Annotated in this window: 16 protein-coding genes; 9 read left to right on the forward strand and 7 right to left on the reverse strand. The window is 63.4% G+C overall.

Annotated features, from left to right (window positions below):
* Window positions 1-61: 61 nt before the first annotated feature.
* The 3 genes from glnP (at window position 62) to ybiO (ending at window position 3,860) form a co-directional block, all read left to right on the forward strand.
* Entirely contained in the window at window positions 62-721 is a 660-nt protein-coding gene (gene glnP, locus B2J69_RS02520) for a glutamine ABC transporter permease GlnP (RefSeq protein WP_081136017.1), read from the forward strand.
* Complete coding sequence (glnQ, locus tag B2J69_RS02525; RefSeq protein WP_081136020.1) at window positions 718-1,440, forward strand: glutamine ABC transporter ATP-binding protein GlnQ; 723 nt, start codon at window positions 718-720, stop codon at window positions 1,438-1,440. The genes glnP and glnQ overlap by 4 nt, the downstream gene beginning before the upstream one ends.
* A 173-nt stretch (window positions 1,441-1,613) precedes the next feature.
* The gene (ybiO, locus tag B2J69_RS02530; RefSeq protein ID WP_236722683.1) at window positions 1,614-3,860 is read left to right on the forward strand and encodes a mechanosensitive channel protein; all 2,247 of its coding nucleotides are present in this window, start codon (window positions 1,614-1,616) and stop codon (window positions 3,858-3,860) included.
* A gap of 2 nt (window positions 3,861-3,862) precedes the next feature.
* On the opposite strand, the gene rlmF is transcribed toward ybiO, so the two are convergent.
* Window positions 3,863-4,783, reverse strand: coding sequence for a 23S rRNA (adenine(1618)-N(6))-methyltransferase RlmF (rlmF, locus tag B2J69_RS02535; protein WP_081136369.1), 921 nt, complete (start codon window positions 4,781-4,783; stop codon window positions 3,863-3,865).
* Between the two features lie 141 nt (window positions 4,784-4,924).
* On the opposite strand from rlmF, the gene B2J69_RS02540 reads away from it, so the two are divergent.
* Window positions 4,925-5,557: a flavin reductase family protein gene (locus B2J69_RS02540; protein ID WP_081136026.1), complete on the forward strand. Its 633-nt coding sequence runs from the start codon at window positions 4,925-4,927 to the stop codon at window positions 5,555-5,557.
* Here the strand turns inward: B2J69_RS02540 and hutG are convergent.
* Together hutG and hutI are read right to left on the reverse strand one after the other, a co-directional pair.
* Complete coding sequence (gene hutG, locus B2J69_RS02545; protein ID WP_081136029.1) at window positions 5,554-6,345, reverse strand: N-formylglutamate deformylase; 792 nt, start codon at window positions 6,343-6,345, stop codon at window positions 5,554-5,556. The genes B2J69_RS02540 and hutG overlap by 4 nt on opposite strands.
* Complete coding sequence (gene hutI, locus B2J69_RS02550; protein ID WP_081136034.1) at window positions 6,342-7,559, reverse strand: imidazolonepropionase; 1,218 nt, start codon at window positions 7,557-7,559, stop codon at window positions 6,342-6,344. The genes hutG and hutI overlap by 4 nt, the downstream gene beginning before the upstream one ends.
* 84 nt (window positions 7,560-7,643) lie before the next feature.
* Between hutI and B2J69_RS02555 the strand changes: the two genes are divergently transcribed.
* Both B2J69_RS02555 and B2J69_RS02560 read left to right on the forward strand, forming a co-directional pair.
* A complete protein-coding gene (locus B2J69_RS02555) occupies window positions 7,644-8,999 on the forward strand; it encodes a formimidoylglutamate deiminase (protein WP_081136038.1) in 1,356 nt (451 codons plus the stop codon).
* Window positions 8,996-9,535, forward strand: coding sequence for a HutD/Ves family protein (locus tag B2J69_RS02560; protein WP_081136041.1), 540 nt, complete (start codon window positions 8,996-8,998; stop codon window positions 9,533-9,535). The genes B2J69_RS02555 and B2J69_RS02560 overlap by 4 nt, the downstream gene beginning before the upstream one ends.
* Here the strand turns inward: B2J69_RS02560 and hutC are convergent.
* Window positions 9,519-10,274, reverse strand: a complete 756-nt coding sequence (gene hutC / locus B2J69_RS02565; RefSeq protein WP_081136044.1) for a histidine utilization repressor — start codon at window positions 10,272-10,274, stop codon at window positions 9,519-9,521. The genes B2J69_RS02560 and hutC overlap by 17 nt on opposite strands.
* A 263-nt stretch (window positions 10,275-10,537) precedes the next feature.
* Between hutC and hutH the strand changes: the two genes are divergently transcribed.
* Entirely contained in the window at window positions 10,538-12,097 is a 1,560-nt protein-coding gene (hutH, locus tag B2J69_RS02570) for a histidine ammonia-lyase (protein WP_081136046.1), read from the forward strand.
* Between the two features lie 10 nt (window positions 12,098-12,107).
* Window positions 12,108-13,793, forward strand: coding sequence for a urocanate hydratase (gene hutU, locus B2J69_RS02575; protein ID WP_081136049.1), 1,686 nt, complete (start codon window positions 12,108-12,110; stop codon window positions 13,791-13,793).
* Window positions 13,794-13,871: 78 nt separating this feature from the next.
* Here the strand turns inward: hutU and B2J69_RS02580 are convergent, their stop codons facing one another.
* Entirely contained in the window at window positions 13,872-14,246 is a 375-nt protein-coding gene (locus B2J69_RS02580; protein ID WP_081136052.1) for a helix-turn-helix domain-containing protein, read from the reverse strand.
* Window positions 14,246-14,545 (reverse strand): type II toxin-antitoxin system HigB family toxin, encoded by a 300-nt coding sequence (locus tag B2J69_RS02585; protein ID WP_081136055.1) that lies wholly within the window; start codon window positions 14,543-14,545, stop codon window positions 14,246-14,248. Before B2J69_RS02585 ends, B2J69_RS02580 begins: the two co-directional genes overlap by 1 nt.
* Before the next feature lie 274 nt (window positions 14,546-14,819).
* On the opposite strand from B2J69_RS02585, the gene B2J69_RS02590 reads away from it, so the two are divergent.
* Window positions 14,820-15,977: a M20 aminoacylase family protein gene (locus B2J69_RS02590; protein ID WP_081136057.1), complete on the forward strand. Its 1,158-nt coding sequence runs from the start codon at window positions 14,820-14,822 to the stop codon at window positions 15,975-15,977.
* Between the two features lies 1 nt (window position 15,978).
* On the opposite strand, the gene ybiB is transcribed toward B2J69_RS02590, so the two are convergent.
* Window positions 15,979-16,947: a DNA-binding protein YbiB gene (gene ybiB, locus B2J69_RS02595; RefSeq protein WP_081136059.1), complete on the reverse strand. Its 969-nt coding sequence runs from the start codon at window positions 16,945-16,947 to the stop codon at window positions 15,979-15,981.
* Between the last annotated feature and the right edge of the window lie 14 nt (window positions 16,948-16,961).

A 16,961-nucleotide genomic window follows, 5' to 3' on the forward strand; every position in this document is an offset into this window, starting at 1 on the left:
TAATTTTAGGCAGGGACGCGTTCCCTGCTTTTTTCCATCGCAACAAAACTGGAGTCACACCATGGAGTTTGACTGGAGCGTCATCTGGCCCGCTATGCCGGTGCTGATTGAAGGCGCGAAAATGACCCTGCTGATCTCGGTGCTCGGTCTGGTCGGCGGACTGATCATCGGCCTGGTCGCCGGCTTTGCCCGCGCCTACGGCGGCTGGATCGCCAATAATCTCGCGCTGGTCTTTATCGAGATCATTCGCGGCACCCCTATCGTCGTACAGGTGATGTTTATCTACTTCGCCCTGCCGATGGCGTTTCCCGATCTGCGCATCGATCCCTTCACCGCCGCGGTGGTGACCATTATGATCAACTCTGGCGCCTATATCGCCGAGATCACGCGCGGCGCGGTGCTGTCGATCAACAAAGGCTTCCGCGAAGCGGGCCTGGCGCTGGGTCTGTCGCGTCGCGAAACCCTGCGCTACGTGATTATGCCGCTGGCGCTGCGTCGCATGCTGCCGCCGCTCGGCAACCAGTGGATCGTCAGCATCAAAGACACCTCGCTGTTTATCGTTATCGGCGTGGCGGAACTGACGCGTCAGGGCCAGGAAATCATCGCCGGCAACTTCCGCGCGCTGGAGATCTGGAGCGCCGTGGCGATTATCTATCTCGTTATTACCCTGGTGTTGAGCTTTGTGCTGCGCCGTATTGAGAAAAGGATGAAAATCCTGTGATTGAATTCAAAAACGTTTCCAAGAGCTTCGGCACAACCCAGGTGCTGCACGACATCAACCTGAAGATCAATCAGGGCGAAGTGGTAGTGATTATCGGGCCGTCCGGCTCGGGCAAATCGACGCTGCTGCGCTGCATCAACAAGCTGGAAGAGATCAGCAGCGGCGAGCTGATCGTCGACGGCCTGAAGGTCAACGATCCTAAAGTCGACGAGCGCTTGATCCGCCAGGAAGCGGGCATGGTGTTCCAGCAGTTCCACCTGTTCCCGCAGATGAGCGCGCTGGATAACGTGGCGTTCGGCCCGATCCGCGTGCGCGGCGCAAAGAAAGCGGACGCACACCAGCTGGCGCGCGAGCTGCTGGCGAAGGTTGGTCTGGCCGAGCGCGCGCACCACTTCCCGTCTGAACTCTCCGGCGGCCAGCAGCAGCGCGTCGCTATCGCCCGCGCGCTGGCGGTGAAACCGAAGATGATGCTGTTCGATGAGCCGACCTCGGCGCTCGATCCCGAACTGCGTCACGAGGTGCTGAAGGTGATGCAGGATCTGGCGGAAGAAGGCATGACCATGGTCATCGTCACCCACGAAGTCGGCTTCGCGCAGAAAGTCGCCTCGCGCCTGATCTTTATCGACAAAGGCACCATCGCGGAAGATGGCGATCCCGACGCGCTGATTACCCAGCCGCCAAGCGATCGCCTGCGCGAGTTCCTGCAGCACGTCTCCTGATCCTTCGGGCCGACGCCTGTCGGCCCGTCGCTTTCTTCCCCTGCCTTTCCTCTACCGTACGATTAATGCCTTTCACCGCGTGCCTGGTTGACGCCTGACTATACTTCTCCACCTGTGAGCCAGAGGTTGCTAAGGAGAAAGCCATGTCGTCAGCCCACATATGTTGTCGCCTGATGCGGCAAGGGATCGCGCTGTTTCTGCTGTTTTGCAGCGCGCTGCCCGCCGCACAGGCGGCCGTCACGCTGCCGCAGGCGGCGGTCGCCGCGCAAAAGTCATCGGGATCCGCCAGCGGTGCGCAAAGCGAGCCGACGCTCGACGAGAAAAAAGCCGCCTACGCCGCGCTGGCGAATATTCTGGAAGATGACCAGTCACGCAAAGCGCTGATTGCCCAGCTGCGCGGCGCCGCCAGCGCGACGGCGAAAAATAATACGCCAGCGCTGACGCCGCCCAGCGAAGAGGATGAGGATAAAACCGTGCTGCAGGGCGTGACCGACGTGACGCGCGAATTCGGCGGCAACGTGGCGGAAAAATTTGTTCGCCTGCATGACAACATCGCCGAGGCGCCGCATAAAACCTTTAATCCCGACACCTTTTTCAACGCGCTGCGCCACTTCGTGGTGCTGGCGGCGGCGCTGTTCGCCTTTTACTGGCTGACGCGTCGGGCGATCGCGCCGCTCTATCGTCGCATGGGGCGCTGGGGACGCGCGAAGAACCGCGAGCAGCACAACTGGGTGCAGCTGCCGGTGGCGATTATCGGCGCCTTTGTTATCGACCTGCTGCTGCTGGCGCTGACGCTGTTTGTCGGCCAGATTATCAGCGACAACTATCATGGCAACAGCCGCACCATTGCCTACCAGCAGGGGCTGTTTCTTAACGCCTTCGCGCTGATCGAGTTTTTCAAAGCGGTGCTGCGCCTGATCTTCTGTCCGGGCTTTAGCGATCTGCGCTTCTTCCACCTCAGCGACGGGCGCGCCCGCTACTGGAACACGCGGCTAAGCTGGCTCTCCGGCCTTATCGGCTATGGTCTGCTGGTGATCGTGCCGATTGTCTCTAATCAGGTCAACGTGCAGGTCGCGGCGCTGGTCAACGTGGCGATTATGGGGATCATGACCGCCTGGGCGCTGACGCTGATCTTCTCCAACCGCCGCAGCATTCATCATGCCTTGCAGCAGCTGTCGGATCGCAGCATGGCGTTTTTCGCCTTTTTTATTCGCGCCTTCGCACTGGTGTGGCACTGGCTGGCGAGCGCCTACTTTATCGCGCTGTTTCTGCTCTCGATCTTTAACCCCGGTGACAGCCTGAAATTTATGATGTCCGCCTCGGTGCGCACGCTGGCGATTATCGGCATCGCTGCCTTTGTCTCCGGCATCCTGACGCGCTGGATTGGCAAGACTATTACCCTGTCGCCCGATCTGCGCCGTAACTATCCGGCGCTGCAAAAGCGCGTCAACGACTGGGTCAAGGCGCTGCTGAAGCTGGCGCGCATCATCACCGTGTTCGCCACGCTGCTGCTGCTGCTCAACGCCTGGAACCTGTTCGATCTCTGGCACTGGCTCACGGTGGGCGCTGGCGAAAAGATGGTAGATGTGCTGATCCGCATTGTGATGATCCTGCTGCTGTCGGCCATCGGCTGGACGGTGCTGGCGAGCCTGATCGAGAGCCGTCTCGCCTCGGACTCGCACGGCCGCCCGATGCCGAGCGCCCGCACCCGCACGCTGCTGACGCTGTTCCGCAACGCGCTGGCGGTGGTGATCAGCACCATTACCATTATGACCTTGCTGTCGGAAATCGGCGTCAATATCGCGCCGCTGCTGGCGGGCGCGGGCGCGCTCGGTCTGGCGGTGTCGTTCGGCTCGCAGACGCTGGTGAAGGATATTATCACCGGCATCTTTATTCAGTTTGAAAACGGCATGAATACCGGCGATCTGGTGACCATCGGCGCCATTACCGGCACGGTGGAGCGGATGTCGATCCGTTCGGTGGGCGTGCGTCAGGATACCGGCGCCTATCACATTATTCCCTGGTCTTCGATCACCACCTTCGCCAACTTTGTGCGCGGCATCGGCTCTTTCGTCGCCAACTACGACGTCGAGCGCGGCGAGGATAGCGATCGTGCTAATCGCGTGCTGCAGGAGGCGGTGAACGAGCTGCTGGAGAATGCGGATATCCGCAGCATGGTGATTGGCGAACCGAACTTCGCCGGGCTGGTGGGCTTAACCAATCAGGCCTTTACCGTGCGCGTCTCCTTTACCACTCAGCCGCTGAAACAGTGGACGGTGCGCTTCGCGCTCGACAGCATGGTGAAGAAGCATTTCGACGCAGCCGGAATAAAAGCGCCGCGCCAGACGGTAGAGGTGATGCAAACCGGCACCAGCGTGGCCAGCGCGGCGGCCCTGCCCGCGCTGCCGGCGCCAGAGTAAGGTTATTTCGCCAGCCGCTGCGCGCGCGTGGCGGCGGGCATAAAGCTCCAGGCAAGGAAACGGCTCTGCTTCTGGCCCTGCGCCATGTTCACCACGCGCACCTCCGCCGCGTCGAGCGCCTGCAGCTGTTTTTCCAGCAGCGGCAGGTGCTCGCGGCGCGACACCAGCGAGGTAAACCAGACGCACTGGCGCGCCAGGGTCGCGCTCTCGGCGATCATCTTGCCGACAAAGGCTTTCTCGCCGCCTTCACACCACAGCTCGTTATGCTGGCCGCCGAAGTTAAGCGGCGTGGCGCTCTCCAGCTTCAGATTGCGCACTTTGCGCTGCGAGCCGGCCGCCGCCTCTGCCGCCGAGGCGTGGAACGGCGGGTTGCAGATCACCGCATGGAAAAACTCGTTTTTGCTGATGACGCCCGCCAGCACCGCGTCGGGATTTTTCTGGCGACGCAGGCGAATGCTGCGCTGCAGGCCTGGATTGGCCGCCACGATGCGGTTAGCCGCCTTGAGTGCCGCCTCGTCGATATCGGTGCTGGTAAAACGCCAGCCATACTCTGCGTGGCCGATCAGCGGATAGATGCAGTTGGCGCCGCAGCCGATATCGAGGATGTCCGCCATCGGGATCGCGCCGCGGTTGTCCAGCGCCAGCAGATCGGCCAGATAGTGCAGATAGTCGGCGCGGCCTGGCACCGGCGGACAGAGCGCGCCGGGCGCCAGCTGCCACTCCAGCCCGTAGAACAGCTTCAGCAGCGCCTGGTTCAGCAGCATCACCGCTTCCGCGTCGGCAAAATCGATCGACTGCGCGCCGTAGCCGTTGGGCCGCACTTTCGGCGCCAGCGGCGGATGCGCGGCGGTCAAGGCGGCGAAGTCATATTCACCCTGATGGCGATTGCGGGCGTGGAAAAGATTACTGGCTGGCTTGTTCATGGCGTCTCCCGATTTGCAGGCGCGTACAATACGCCGCAGCGCCGGGAAAATAAAGTCGCACAATCCGCTTACGCATTTCTTCCCGATGCAGCCGATGCTGTAGCGCTAAGATATTGTTAACACTTCGCTACGGGATAAAAGATGACGCATAAACGCTACTCCTACCAGCCGCGCGCCGGTCATGGCCTGCCGCACGACCCGCTGAACGCCATTATCGGGCCGCGTCCCATTGGCTGGATCAGCTCAATCTCTGCCGCCGGCCAGCGCAACCTGGCGCCCTACAGCTTCTTCAACTGCTTTAACTACCATCCGCCGATTATCGGCTTCGCCAGCAGCGGCTGGAAAGACAGCGTGCGCAACATCAGCGAAAGCAAAGAGTTCGTCTGGAACCTGGCAACGCGTCCGCTGGCGGAAGCGATGAACGAGAGTTCAGCCTCGGTGCCGCCGGATCAGGATGAATTCGCGCTGGCGGGCGTGACGCCGCTGGCCGCCTCGCAGGTTAAGGCGAGCCTGGTAGCGGAAAGCCCGGTTAACTTCGAGTGCCGCCTGACCCAGCTGATCCAGCTGCAGGACGCCCAGGGCAATCCCATTGACAGCTGGCTGGTGCTGGGTGAAGCGATCGCCATTCATATCGACGAATCGCTGCTGGATGAGGGGATCTATCAGACGGCGCGCGCCGAGCCGATCCTGCGCGCCGGCGGGCCGAGCGCCTACTACGGCATCAGCGAGAACGAGCGCTTCGACCTGATGCGCCCAGACGCGCGCCGTCGTTAAGCGATGTGACCGCAGGCGATAAAGCGCTGCACCAGCGGCTTCAGCACCTTCTGCAGGGCTGAAGCCCGCTCCTGCCGCCAGGCGAACGGCGGCGTCTCGTCCATATAGTTGAGCTGCGCCAGCTCCAGCTGCACCGCCTGAATATTCTCTGCCGGCTGACCGTAAGCACGCGTAATGTAGCCGCCCTTAAAGCGTCCGTTCACCACCCAGCTGTAGTCGCTCTGCGCCGCGCAGACCGCTTCCAGCCCCTGCGTCACCTCGGCGCGACAGCTTTTGCCGTCGTTAGTGCCGATATTCAGATCCGGCAGACGTCCTTCGAACAGGCGCGGTATCTCGCTGGCGATAGAGTGGGCGTCAAACAGTAGCGCGTAGCCGTGCTCCGCCTTAAGGCGCGCCAGCTCCTGCTGGATTTGCTGATGATAGGGCTGCCAGATATCGGCGAGATAGCCTGCGCGCTGCGCCGCCGTGGGCGTGCTGCCCGGCGCAAAAGTCGGCGAGCCGTTGAACAGGGTTTCTGGAAAGAGGCCGGTGGTGGCAGTGGCGTAGAGCGGCTGATTGTCCGGCGGTCGATTGAGATCGATAACGAAACGTGAATAGTGGCCGATCAGCACGCTGGCACCGAGATCGCGCACAAAATCGAACAGCAGCGGAATATGCCAGTCGGTGTCGGGCAGGCCGCGCGCCGCCTCGCTCAGCCCCGCGTCCACCTCTGGCGTGAGCTGGGTGCCGGCATGGGGAATGCTGACCAGCAGCGGCAGGCTGCCCGGCGTAAAGTGAAAAGGTGTCATTGCGCATCTCCACGATAGATAACGGTACAGGGCAGCTCGCCGCCCAGCCAGTAAACCAGTTCCGCCGGGCGCGCCAGCGGCCAGTGGACGAAGTTCGCCACTTTGCCCGCCTCCAGCGAGCCGTGCGTTCTCTGCAGCCCCAGCGCTTTGGCGCCCCAGAGCGTGACGCCCGCCAGCGCCTCTTCCGGCGTCATGCCGAACAGCGTGCAGCCCATATTGAGCATCAGGCGCAGCGAGAGCGCGGGCGAGGTGCCGGGATTGGCATCGCTGGCCAGCGCCATCGGCACGCCGTGCTGACGAAACAGCGCCACCGGCGGCCGCTGGGTTTCGCGCAGCAGATAGAAAGCGCCGGGCAGCAGCACCGCCACCGTGCCCTGCTCGCCCATCGCCCGCGCGTCCTCTTCGGTGGCGTATTCCAGATGATCGGCGGAGAGGGCGCCGTAGCGCGCCGCCAGCCGCGCGCCGCCCAGCGAGGAGAGCTGCTCGGCGTGTAGCTTCACCGGCAGGCCCAGCTCGACGGCCTTGTCGAACACACGCGCCACCTGCGCCGGCGAGAAGGCGAGATGCTCGCAGAAGGCGTCTACCGCGTCCGCCAGCCCGTTGGCCTTTACCTGCGGCAGGATGCGCTGGCAAATCAGGTCGACCCAGCCGTCAGGATCCTGTTTGAATTCCGGTGGAAAGGCGTGCGCCGCCAGGCAGGTCGCCAGCACGTCAGCTGGCGCACTCGCGCCAAGCTGGCGTATCGCGCTCAGCATGCGCAGCTCGCTCTCCTCATCCAGCCCGTAGCCCGACTTAATCTCTACCGTGGTGACCCCTTCCGCCAGCAGCCGGTTAAGCCGCCAGCGCGCCGACGCCACCAGCGCCTCTTCGCTGGCGGCGCGCGTGGCGCGCACCGTGGAGAGAATGCCGCCGCCCTGCGCGGCGATCTCGGCGTAGCTAACGCCGTTAAGACGCTGTTCGAACTCCGCGCTGCGGTCGCCGCCGAACACCAGATGGGTATGGCAGTCGATCAGCCCTGGCGTCACGATGCCGCCGTCGAAGCGGTGCTGATGGCGCGGCGTAAAAGCGGGCATCTCTGCGCGCGGCCCTACCCAGACCAGCTTGCCGGCGTCTACCGCCAGCGCGCCATCTTCGATAATGTGATATTTGCCTTCACGCATGGTGACCAGATTGGCCCCCAGCCACAGGCTCTCTATCTCTCCGCTCTCCGCCATACCCTCTCCTCCTGCGATGGACGATTTACTCCGCCCGCTAAAGTATGTATATGTATATACAACTACATCCGCTGAGGATCAACTATGGCAACCTGTTTTGCTCCACGCGCGCTGCTGGCCGACGGCTGGCGACATCAGGTGCGCATCACCGTTAACGACGCCGGGATCATCGAGAGCGTAACGCCCGACAGCGACGCGCAGGATGCTGTTCGCCTGCCGGGCGCGGTGATCCCCGCCATCGCCAATCTGCATTCGCACGCCTTCCAGCGCGCCATGGCGGGGCTGGCGGAGGTGGCGGGCGATCCGCAGGACAGCTTCTGGACCTGGCGCGATTTGATGTATCGCATGGTGCAGCGCCTGACGCCGGAGCAGGTCGGCGTCATCGCCGCGTATCTCTATATCGAGATGCTGAAAGGCGGCTATACCCAGGTGGCGGAGTTTCACTATCTGCATCACGACGCCAGCGGTGCGCCCTACGCGCAGGACGCGATGCTGCAGCAGCTGATGCAGGCGGCGGAGATCGCCGGCATCGGCCAGACGCTGCTGCCGGTGCTCTACAGCCACAGCGGCTTCGGCGCGCAGCCGCCGCTGCCGGGGCAAAAACGCTTTATTCAGCAAACCGAGGCGTATCTGCGCCAGCAGGAGCGGCTGGCGGCAAGCCTGCGCGATAAGCCGCTGCTCAATCGCGGCCTCTGCTTTCACTCGCTGCGCGCGGTCAGCGAGGCGCAGCTGCGCGAAACGCTGGACGCCAGCGACAGCGGGCTGCCGGTGCATATTCACGTCGCCGAGCAGGAGAAAGAGGTCAACGACTGCGTCGCCTGGAGCGGCGAACGCCCGGTGGAATGGTTACTTAACCGCTTCGAAGTGGATGCGCGCTGGTGCCTGATCCACGCCACGCATCTCGACGCGCGCGAAATCACGCAGCTCGCCGCCAGCCGCGCGGTGGCCGGCCTCTGCCCCACCACCGAGGCCAACCTGGGCGACGGCATTTTCCCGGCGGTGGAGTTTATCGCGCAGGGCGGGCGCTGGGGCATCGGCTCCGACAGCCACGTTTCGCTCAGCGCGCAGGAGGAGCTGCGCTGGCTGGAGTATGGCCAGCGGCTGCGCGATCGCCGCCGCAACCGCATCGCCACCGCGGCGCAGCCGTCGGTGGGCGATCTGCTGTGGCACGGCGCAGCGCAGGGCGGCGCGCAGGCGTGCGGCGTCGCGCTCGGCGCGCTGTCGCCGGGCAAACGCGCCGACTGGCTGGTGCTGGCGCAGGATGAGTGGCTCGGCGGCGTCGACGACGCGGCGCTGCTCAACCGCTGGCTGTTTGCCGGACGGCGGGAGCAGATCCGCGAGGTGTGGGTGGCGGGCCGCGCGGTGATCGCGGCGGGACGTCACGCCGCGGAAGAGGCCTGCGCCGCCGCGTTTCAACAGGCGATGGCGGCGCTGCGATGAGAACGCGCTTCCGCTACGCCGATCTCCCGGTCAGCCGCTGGCGCAACGGCGGCGGTGAAACGCGAGAAATCGTCAGCTATCCGCCGGGCGAAGCAAATTTCGCCTGGCGCGCCAGTATCGCTACCCTCGCCTGCGACGGCCCCTTTTCGCGCTTTCCCGGCGTCGATCGGGTGATCACCCTGCTGCGCGGCGACGCGGTGCGCCTGAGCGCGCCGGACAGCGTGCACCTCCTGCAGCCGCTCCAGCCCTGGCGCTTCCCCGGCGAATGGGCGATCGAAGCGGTGCTGCAGGGGAAAAGCGAGGATTTTAATATCATGACGCGGCGCGACAGCTGGCAGGCGCAGGTCACGGTGACGGAGCAGGCCGCCGTCAGCCTGCACGGCGTCGCCTGGGCGATCGCAGGCGAGTGGCAACTGGCGAGCGGCGAACGCCTGGGCGCTGCGGAAGGCGTGTGGTGGCTCGATGAGGAGACGCAGCTGACGCCCGCAACGCCGGACGCCAGGCTGCTGCTGACGCGCCTTAGCCGTGTCCCTTGAAGCGGCCCAGCAGCTTATAGCGCGATCCCGGATAGAGCAGACGGGCGTAGGTCACGATGCGGGTGTCGCTCCAGGTCTGCCGCCGGATCAGCAGGCAGGGCTCATGCTCGTCCAGCGACAGATGTTTGCGCTGGCGCGCATCCGGCAGCACCGCCTCGACAATATGCTCGCCGGCGGTCAGCGGCGCGACCCGCATCAGGTAGGTGTAGGGGGTAAACTGCTGATAGTCCTGGCTGAGATAGTCGGGCGCCACCTGCGGATTGACCAGACGATCCTCCAGCTGAACCGGCAGGTCATCTTCGTAGTGCACCATCAGCGAATGGAAAATGGTCTGCCCGGTGCTTAAGCCGAGCACCGCCGCCTGCTCGGGATCGGCTTTATTCTGACCGATCGCCAGGATCTGACAGCGGTGCTGATGGCCGCGCTGGGCGATCTCATCGGCGATGTTATGCACTTCCAGCATCGCCGTGTAACCTTTCATCTCCGCCACGAAGGTGCCGACGCCCTGCATGCGCACCAGAAACCCCTCGCTGGTGAGTTCGCGCAGCGCGCGGTTGATGGTCATACGGCTCACGCCCAGTTCGTTGACCAGTTCGCTTTCGGACGGCACGCGCTGATTCGCCTTCCAGCTACCCGCGCGGATCTGGCTGATAATCGCCTGCTTCACGCGCTGGTAGATGGGCGCCGGCTCATCGCTCATCGCGGCCGCCAGCTGCGCTATTGCCGAATGCTCAACCATATTCATTTCCTTATCACGATAGTGCCTGAAGTTTACTGTCTCGCGGCGCGAATGTATATACATCTGCAGCCGCCTTCGCCTTGCCAGCGCGCTATGCCCGTCACGGTAATTTGTGATCGCGCTGGCATAGCAAATGCTTATAGCTTGCCAGTTGTATAGACAAGAATAGACACTTATGTTTCACTCGATTTTATTTGCTGCGCCGAGGAAAACCGTTTTGGGTTTTTGCTTAACGCGCTTACTTGTATAGACAGGAGTAGACTATGTCAGGTTCAGCTCAGGCGATGCGCCTGGTTCCCGGTGAAGTGGATCTTGCCGCGCTGCGCAGGGTGTATCAGGGCGGCATTACGCTGACGCTCGATGAGCGGGCGCAGGAGGCTATTCTGCGCGCGCAGCAAACCGTGGACGATATCGTTGCCTCCGGCAGAGTGGTGTACGGTATCAACACCGGTTTCGGCAAGCTGGCGCAGACGCAAATCCCCGCCAGCCGCCTGGCGGATCTGCAGCGCAACCTGGTGCTGTCGCACAGCGTCGGCTTGGGCGATCTGCTGCCCGACAACGTGACGCGCTTGGTGATGGCGACGAAAATCATCAGCCTGGCGCGTGGCCACTCCGGCGTGCGTATCGCGCTGATCGAGGCGCTGCTGCGGCTGTTCAACGCCGGCGTGATGCCCTGCATTCCCGAAAAAGGCTCGGTGGGCGCGTCGGGCGATCTGGCGCCGCTGGCGCATCTTTCGCTGATGCTGCTGGGCGAAGGCCAGGTGCGCGTCGACGGCGCGCTGATGCCGGCGCGTGAAGGGCTTGCCTCGGTGGGGCTGGAACCCTTCGTGCTCGGCCCGAAAGAGGGCCTGGCGCTGCTGAACGGCATCCAGGTTTCGACCGCGCTGGCGCTGCGCGGCCTGTTCGAGGCGGAAAACCTGATGGCCGCCGGACTGGTAGCGGGCGCGCTGTCGCTGGAGGCGATCAAAGGCTCGCTGAAACCCTATGACGCGCGCATTCATCAGGCGCGCGGCCAGCGCGGACAGATCGCCGTGGCCGCTGCGGTAGAGGCGCTGGTTGAAGGCAGCGAGATCCTCGGCTCGCACGTCAACTGCGGCCGCGTGCAGGATCCCTACTCGGTGCGCTGCGTGCCGCAGGTGATGGGTGCCTGCCTCGATAACCTCACCCACGCCGCGCGCGTGCTGCAGATTGAAGCCAACGCCGCCTCCGATAACCCGCTGGTGTTCAGCGACAGCGGCGACGTGATCTCCGGTGGCAATTTCCACGCCGAGCCGGTGGCCTTCGCCGCCGACATTATCGCGCTGGCCGTCGCCGAAATCGGCGCCATTTCCGAGCGCCGCATGGCGCTGCTGCTCGACACCGGCCTGTCGGGGCTGCCGCCTTTTCTGGTGCGCGACGGCGGCGTCAACTCCGGCTTTATGATTGCGCAGGTCACCGCCGCCGCCCTCGCCTCAGAGAATAAATCGCTGGCGCATCCAGGCAGCGTCGACAGCCTGCCGACCTCTGCCAACCAGGAAGATCACGTTTCAATGGCGACCTATGCGGCGCGCCGTCTCGGCAGTATGTGCTTTAACACCGCGGCGGTGGTCGGCATCGAAGCGATGGCCGCCGCGCAGGGCATTGAGTTCCACCGTCCGCTGCAAAGCTCGGCGCAGCTTGAGCAGGAGATTGCCCGCATTCGTCAGCAGGTCGCCTTCCTTGAGGAAGACCGCCTGCTGGCGCCCGATATCGAGGCCATGCGTCTCTGGGCCAGCCGCTGCGACTGGCCCGACTTTCTCACGGCGCTGCTGCCCAGCCAGCAGACCGTCTCTTCTGGTGAATAAGGAATCCGCGATGAGTGAAACTCTCTCCCAGGCCGTGGCGCGCGAAGTGCGTGCGCCGCACGGCACTACGCTGCACTGCGCCAACTGGCTGATCGAAGCCGCGTGGCGCATGATCCAGAATAACCTCGATCCCGACGTGGCCGAGCGGCCGGAAGATTTGGTGGTGTATGGCGGCATCGGCAAGGCGGCGCGCAACTGGGACTGCTTTGAGCAGATCCTGCGCTCGCTGGAGCTGCTTCAGCCCGACGAAACCCTGCTGATCCAGTCCGGCAAGCCGGTGGGCGTTTTTCGTACCCATGCCGACGCGCCGCGCGTGCTGCTGGCGAACTCTAACCTGGTGCCGCACTGGGCCAACTGGGATCACTTTCACGAGCTGGATAAGGCGGGGCTGATGATGTACGGCCAGATGACCGCCGGCTCCTGGATTTACATCGGCGCGCAGGGCATCGTGCAGGGCACCTACGAAACCTTCGTCGAAGCGGGCCGCCAGCACTATAACGGCGATCTGGCCGGACGCTGGATCCTGACCGCCGGTCTCGGCGGCATGGGCGGCGCGCAGCCGCTGGCGGGCGTGCTGGCGGGCGCCTGCGTGCTGGCTATCGAGTGTCAGGAGTCGCGTATCGACTTTCGTCTGCGCACCCGCTATGTCGACCATAAAGCCTATACGCTGGACGAAGCGCTGCAGCTCATTGAGGCCGCGACGCAGGCGAAGCAGGCGATCTCCGTCGGCCTGCTGGGCAACGCCGCCGAGATCCTGCCGGAGATGGTGAAACGCGCCCGCGCGGGCGGCCTGAAGCCCGATATCGTAACCGATCAGACCTCGGCGCACGATCCGGTGAACGGCTATCTGCCGATTGGCTGGGACGTGGCGCGCTGGCAGGCTGAACGCGCCAGCGCGCCGAAAGCGGTGGAAAAGGCGGCGCGCGCCTCGATGGCGGTGCACGTGCAGGCGATGCTCGACTTCTGCCATATGGGCATTCCCACGGTGGACTACGGCAACAATATCCGCCAGGTAGCGCTGGATGAGGGCGTAGAGAACGCCTTTGATTTCCCTGGCTTTGTGCCGGCCTATATTCGTCCGCTGTTCTGCGAGGGCAAAGGGCCGTTCCGCTGGGTGGCGCTGTCGGGCGATCCAGAGGATATCTATAAAACTGACGCGAAGCTCAAGGCGCTGTTTCCGCAGCATAAAAGCCTGCATCGCTGGCTCGATATGGCGCAGGAGCGCATCGCCTTTCAGGGATTGCCGGCGCGCATCTGCTGGCTGGGTCTGGGCGAGCGGCATCTGGCCGGGCTGGCGTTCAACGAGATGGTGCGCAACGGCGAGCTGAAGGCGCCGGTTGTGATTGGCCGTGACCACCTCGACTGCGGCTCTGTCGCCTCGCCGAACCGCGAAACCGAGTCGATGAAGGATGGTTCCGACGCGGTGTCCGACTGGCCGCTGCTTAACGCCCTGCTGAACACCGCGGGCGGCGCGACCTGGGTGAGCCTGCACCACGGCGGCGGCGTTGGCATGGGCTTTTCGCAGCATGCCGGCGTGGTGATTGTCTGCGACGGCAGCGAGCAGGCGGACCAGCGTCTGGGCCGCGTGCTGTGGAACGATCCCGCCACCGGCGTGATGCGCCATGCGGACGCCGGGTATGCGAGCGCGCAGGCCTGCGCGGCCGAGCACGGACTTAATTTGCCGATGATGAAGTGAGGGGCGCCGGATTTAACCACGCACCTGGTGAATAAAAAAGCCCGCTCGCGGCGGGCTTTGGTTACTGCACTTCACCTGTCAGGTTTGTGCTGTGCCAACCAGCGACGCCAGCGGGATATTGAACATTTCATGCAGATTACGGATCATAGGCAGCGTCAGCGCACGTTTATTGTTCAGCACCTCATAGACGCGGTTTGGGCGTCCAATCGCCGGCACCAGGTCTTTCGCCGTCAGCCCCATTTGCTCCATGCGGAATTTAATCGCCTCTACCGGATCGGGTGCCTCAATGGGGTAGTGTTCCTGCTCATATTTTTCGATCAGCAGGATCATGACTTCGAGAAAATCCCCTGCTTCACTTCCCGGCTCCGGCTCACTGTCGAACAGGGGTGATACGGCGGCCAGGGCTGCCTCATAATCTGCTTCGTTGTGAATCGGTTTGATTTTGTAGGTCATCACATATTCACCGTGTTTGCGTCTGTTTTGTCGTATTCCGCGTGTGTTCCAACAAACTTGATGTAGACCGCCTGAAACCTGTATGCCACTGCAACAATCAGACGGTAGTGGTTGCCCTTAATATCAAACACCACCCGATTGTTACTCAGAAAATCTGCTGTCCTGTACATGTCCTTAATGTCCTGGGGCGTTTTCCATTGTGCCTTGCTGACTTCATCTACCCAGGCTTTCAGAGGCTGCTCCGCCTGATTATGACTTTCCCAGAACCGTTTGAGAGACGCGATCGATATAATTCGCACTGACGTTCCTTGTTATCCCATTATGGGACTAATATAACAGTCCCATAATGGGACTGCCAGATTTTAGACGTATTTTATTTTCAGCAAGACTGACTTCCGAAAGTGCCCACGCCGCATTACGCGCAGGATCGTCATTCCGCGCCGCCCGCGCGCCGTCTGCTGCCCCTTATTCCCTTTGGTTCTGACCTATAGCCAAATTCCCGCTGCGGAAGATAGACGCGCCTGCGCCTTGCCACTACAGTGGAGATTCATCACTACAGGAGCGCGATTTCGCATGACCTTATCCCCTGCCCTGCTCGACCAGGCCCAACAGTGGCGCCATCAGTTTCACCGCGAACCGGAACTCGGCTATCAGGAGCACAACACAGGCGATCGGGTTGCTCAGGAGCTGGAGCTGGCGGGATTACAGGTGCATCGCGGCCTGGCAGGCACGGGCGTGGTGGGCACGCTGCGCAACGGCGAAGGCCCTGTCATTGGCCTGCGCGCGGATATGGACGCGCTGCCCATCACGGAAAAAGGCAGCCCGCAGTGGCGCTCGACGCGTCAGGGCGTGATGCACGCCTGCGGCCATGACGGACATACCGCCATTCTGCTGGCGGCGGCGCTGCAGCTGGCGGCGACGCGCCGCTTCCGCGGCACGGTGCACTTTATCTTTCAGCCCGCCGAGGAGAACCTGGGCGGCGCGCGAAAAATGGTGGAAGAGGGGCTGTTTCAGCGCTTCCCGATGGATGCAGTCTATGCGCTGCACAACTGGCCAGGCATGCCGGTCGGCTCGCTGGCGGTCAATCCCGGCGCGATGATGGCCTCGCTCGACTCGTTTGAAATTACCCTTAACGGCAAGAGCTGCCACGCAGCGATGCCGGAGAGCGGCGCCGATCCGATGGTGGTGGCCGCCGAGCTGATTCTGGCGCTGCAAACCATTCCATCGCGTCGCCTGTCACCGCTCGCCTCGGCGGTGGTCAGCGTGACGCAGATCCACGGCGGCGAGGCGATTAACGTCATCCCGGAAACCCTGGTGCTGCGCGGCACGGTGCGATGTTTGCAGACCGACGTACGCAACCGGGTACGCGGTCTGATTGAAGAGTTTGTGACTACCCTGCCGCGCCCGTTCGGCGTCAGCGGCGAGATCCACTGGTTTCCCGGCTATCCCATCACCGCCAACCACGCCGCACCGGCTGAACAGGTGCGCGAGGTGGCGCGCCAGATGCTGGGCGACGATGCCGTGCGCTGGCAGGTCAATCCTTCGATGGCGTCAGAAGATTTCGCCTGCATGCTGGATGTCTGTCCCGGCGCCTATTTCTGGCTGGGCGCCGATGGTGCTACCCCTTCCGCGCCGCTGCACAATGCCGAATATGACTTTAACGACGCGCTGATCCCGCTGGGCGTCGAATTCTGGCAGCGGCTGGTCGAGCAGGCACTGCCGCAAAACTAAGCTAGAACCCCGCGTCGCTCAGGCGTGCCAGCGCCTCTTCCAGCGACGCGCATTCCCCGCTGGCGCGGAAACAGCAGGCGATTTGCAGGCGCAGCGCCTGCGGCACCGGACGCTCGCCATTGAGCACCGCTTCGCTCCAGCGCGCGGTCACCTGCGCCGATTTATCGGCAGGCAGTTCCAGCGCCACTTCCGGCTGACGCTCCACCCACACTTCCGCATCACGTTCCGCCCCGCCGATAAAGCTTATTGACGGACAGCGCAGCGGGCTGGCGTAGACCTCGCCCTCCGTGCCGTTCAGCAGAATAGCGGGCGCGTCGATGTCGCTAAAAAATTTCGCGACGCGCGGCACATATTCCGGGTGCGACACGCTGGAGAGACGCAGCGCTTCGCGTTCACCGAACGGCGTCGCCAGCTTCACCAGCGTATGCGCGCTGCTGCGCACGCCCATGCGCCAGCGCAGCGAGAGCTGTTTCGCCATCGGCGGACAGAGATGGTCAATAGTGATAAAGGCGATGTCGCCCCTGTCGAGCGCCGCCTGCGCCTGCTGCCTCGTCGTCACCGCCGCGATCCCAAGCGCGGCGAACACTTGTTCGCTGGTGACGCGCGTCGCATCATCGCTAACGCCGTGCACCAGCACGGGAAAGCCCAGTCGATGCAGCAGCAGCGCCAGCAGCGGCGTCAGGTTGCCCTGGCGGCGCGCGCCGTTGTAGCTGGGGATGACGATGGGCTGCGGACGGTGGGCGGGCGCCTGTAGCCGCATCATGCATGCCTGCATCGCCTGATAGAATCCGCGCATCTCCTCTTCGCCTTCGCCTTTGATGCGCAGCGCGATAAGGATGCCGCCCAGCTCCAGATCGGGCACCTCGCCCGCCAGCATCGCCGCGTAAAGCGCCTGCGCGGTGGCAAGATCCAGATCGCGCGCGTGGTTTTTGCCGCGCCCGATCTCCTTAATCACTTTATTCAGTTCCATTCTTCGCTTCCGGT

This window comes from Pantoea latae (assembly GCF_002077695.1).
Taxonomy (GTDB): Bacteria; Pseudomonadota; Gammaproteobacteria; order Enterobacterales; family Enterobacteriaceae; genus Pantoea; species Pantoea latae.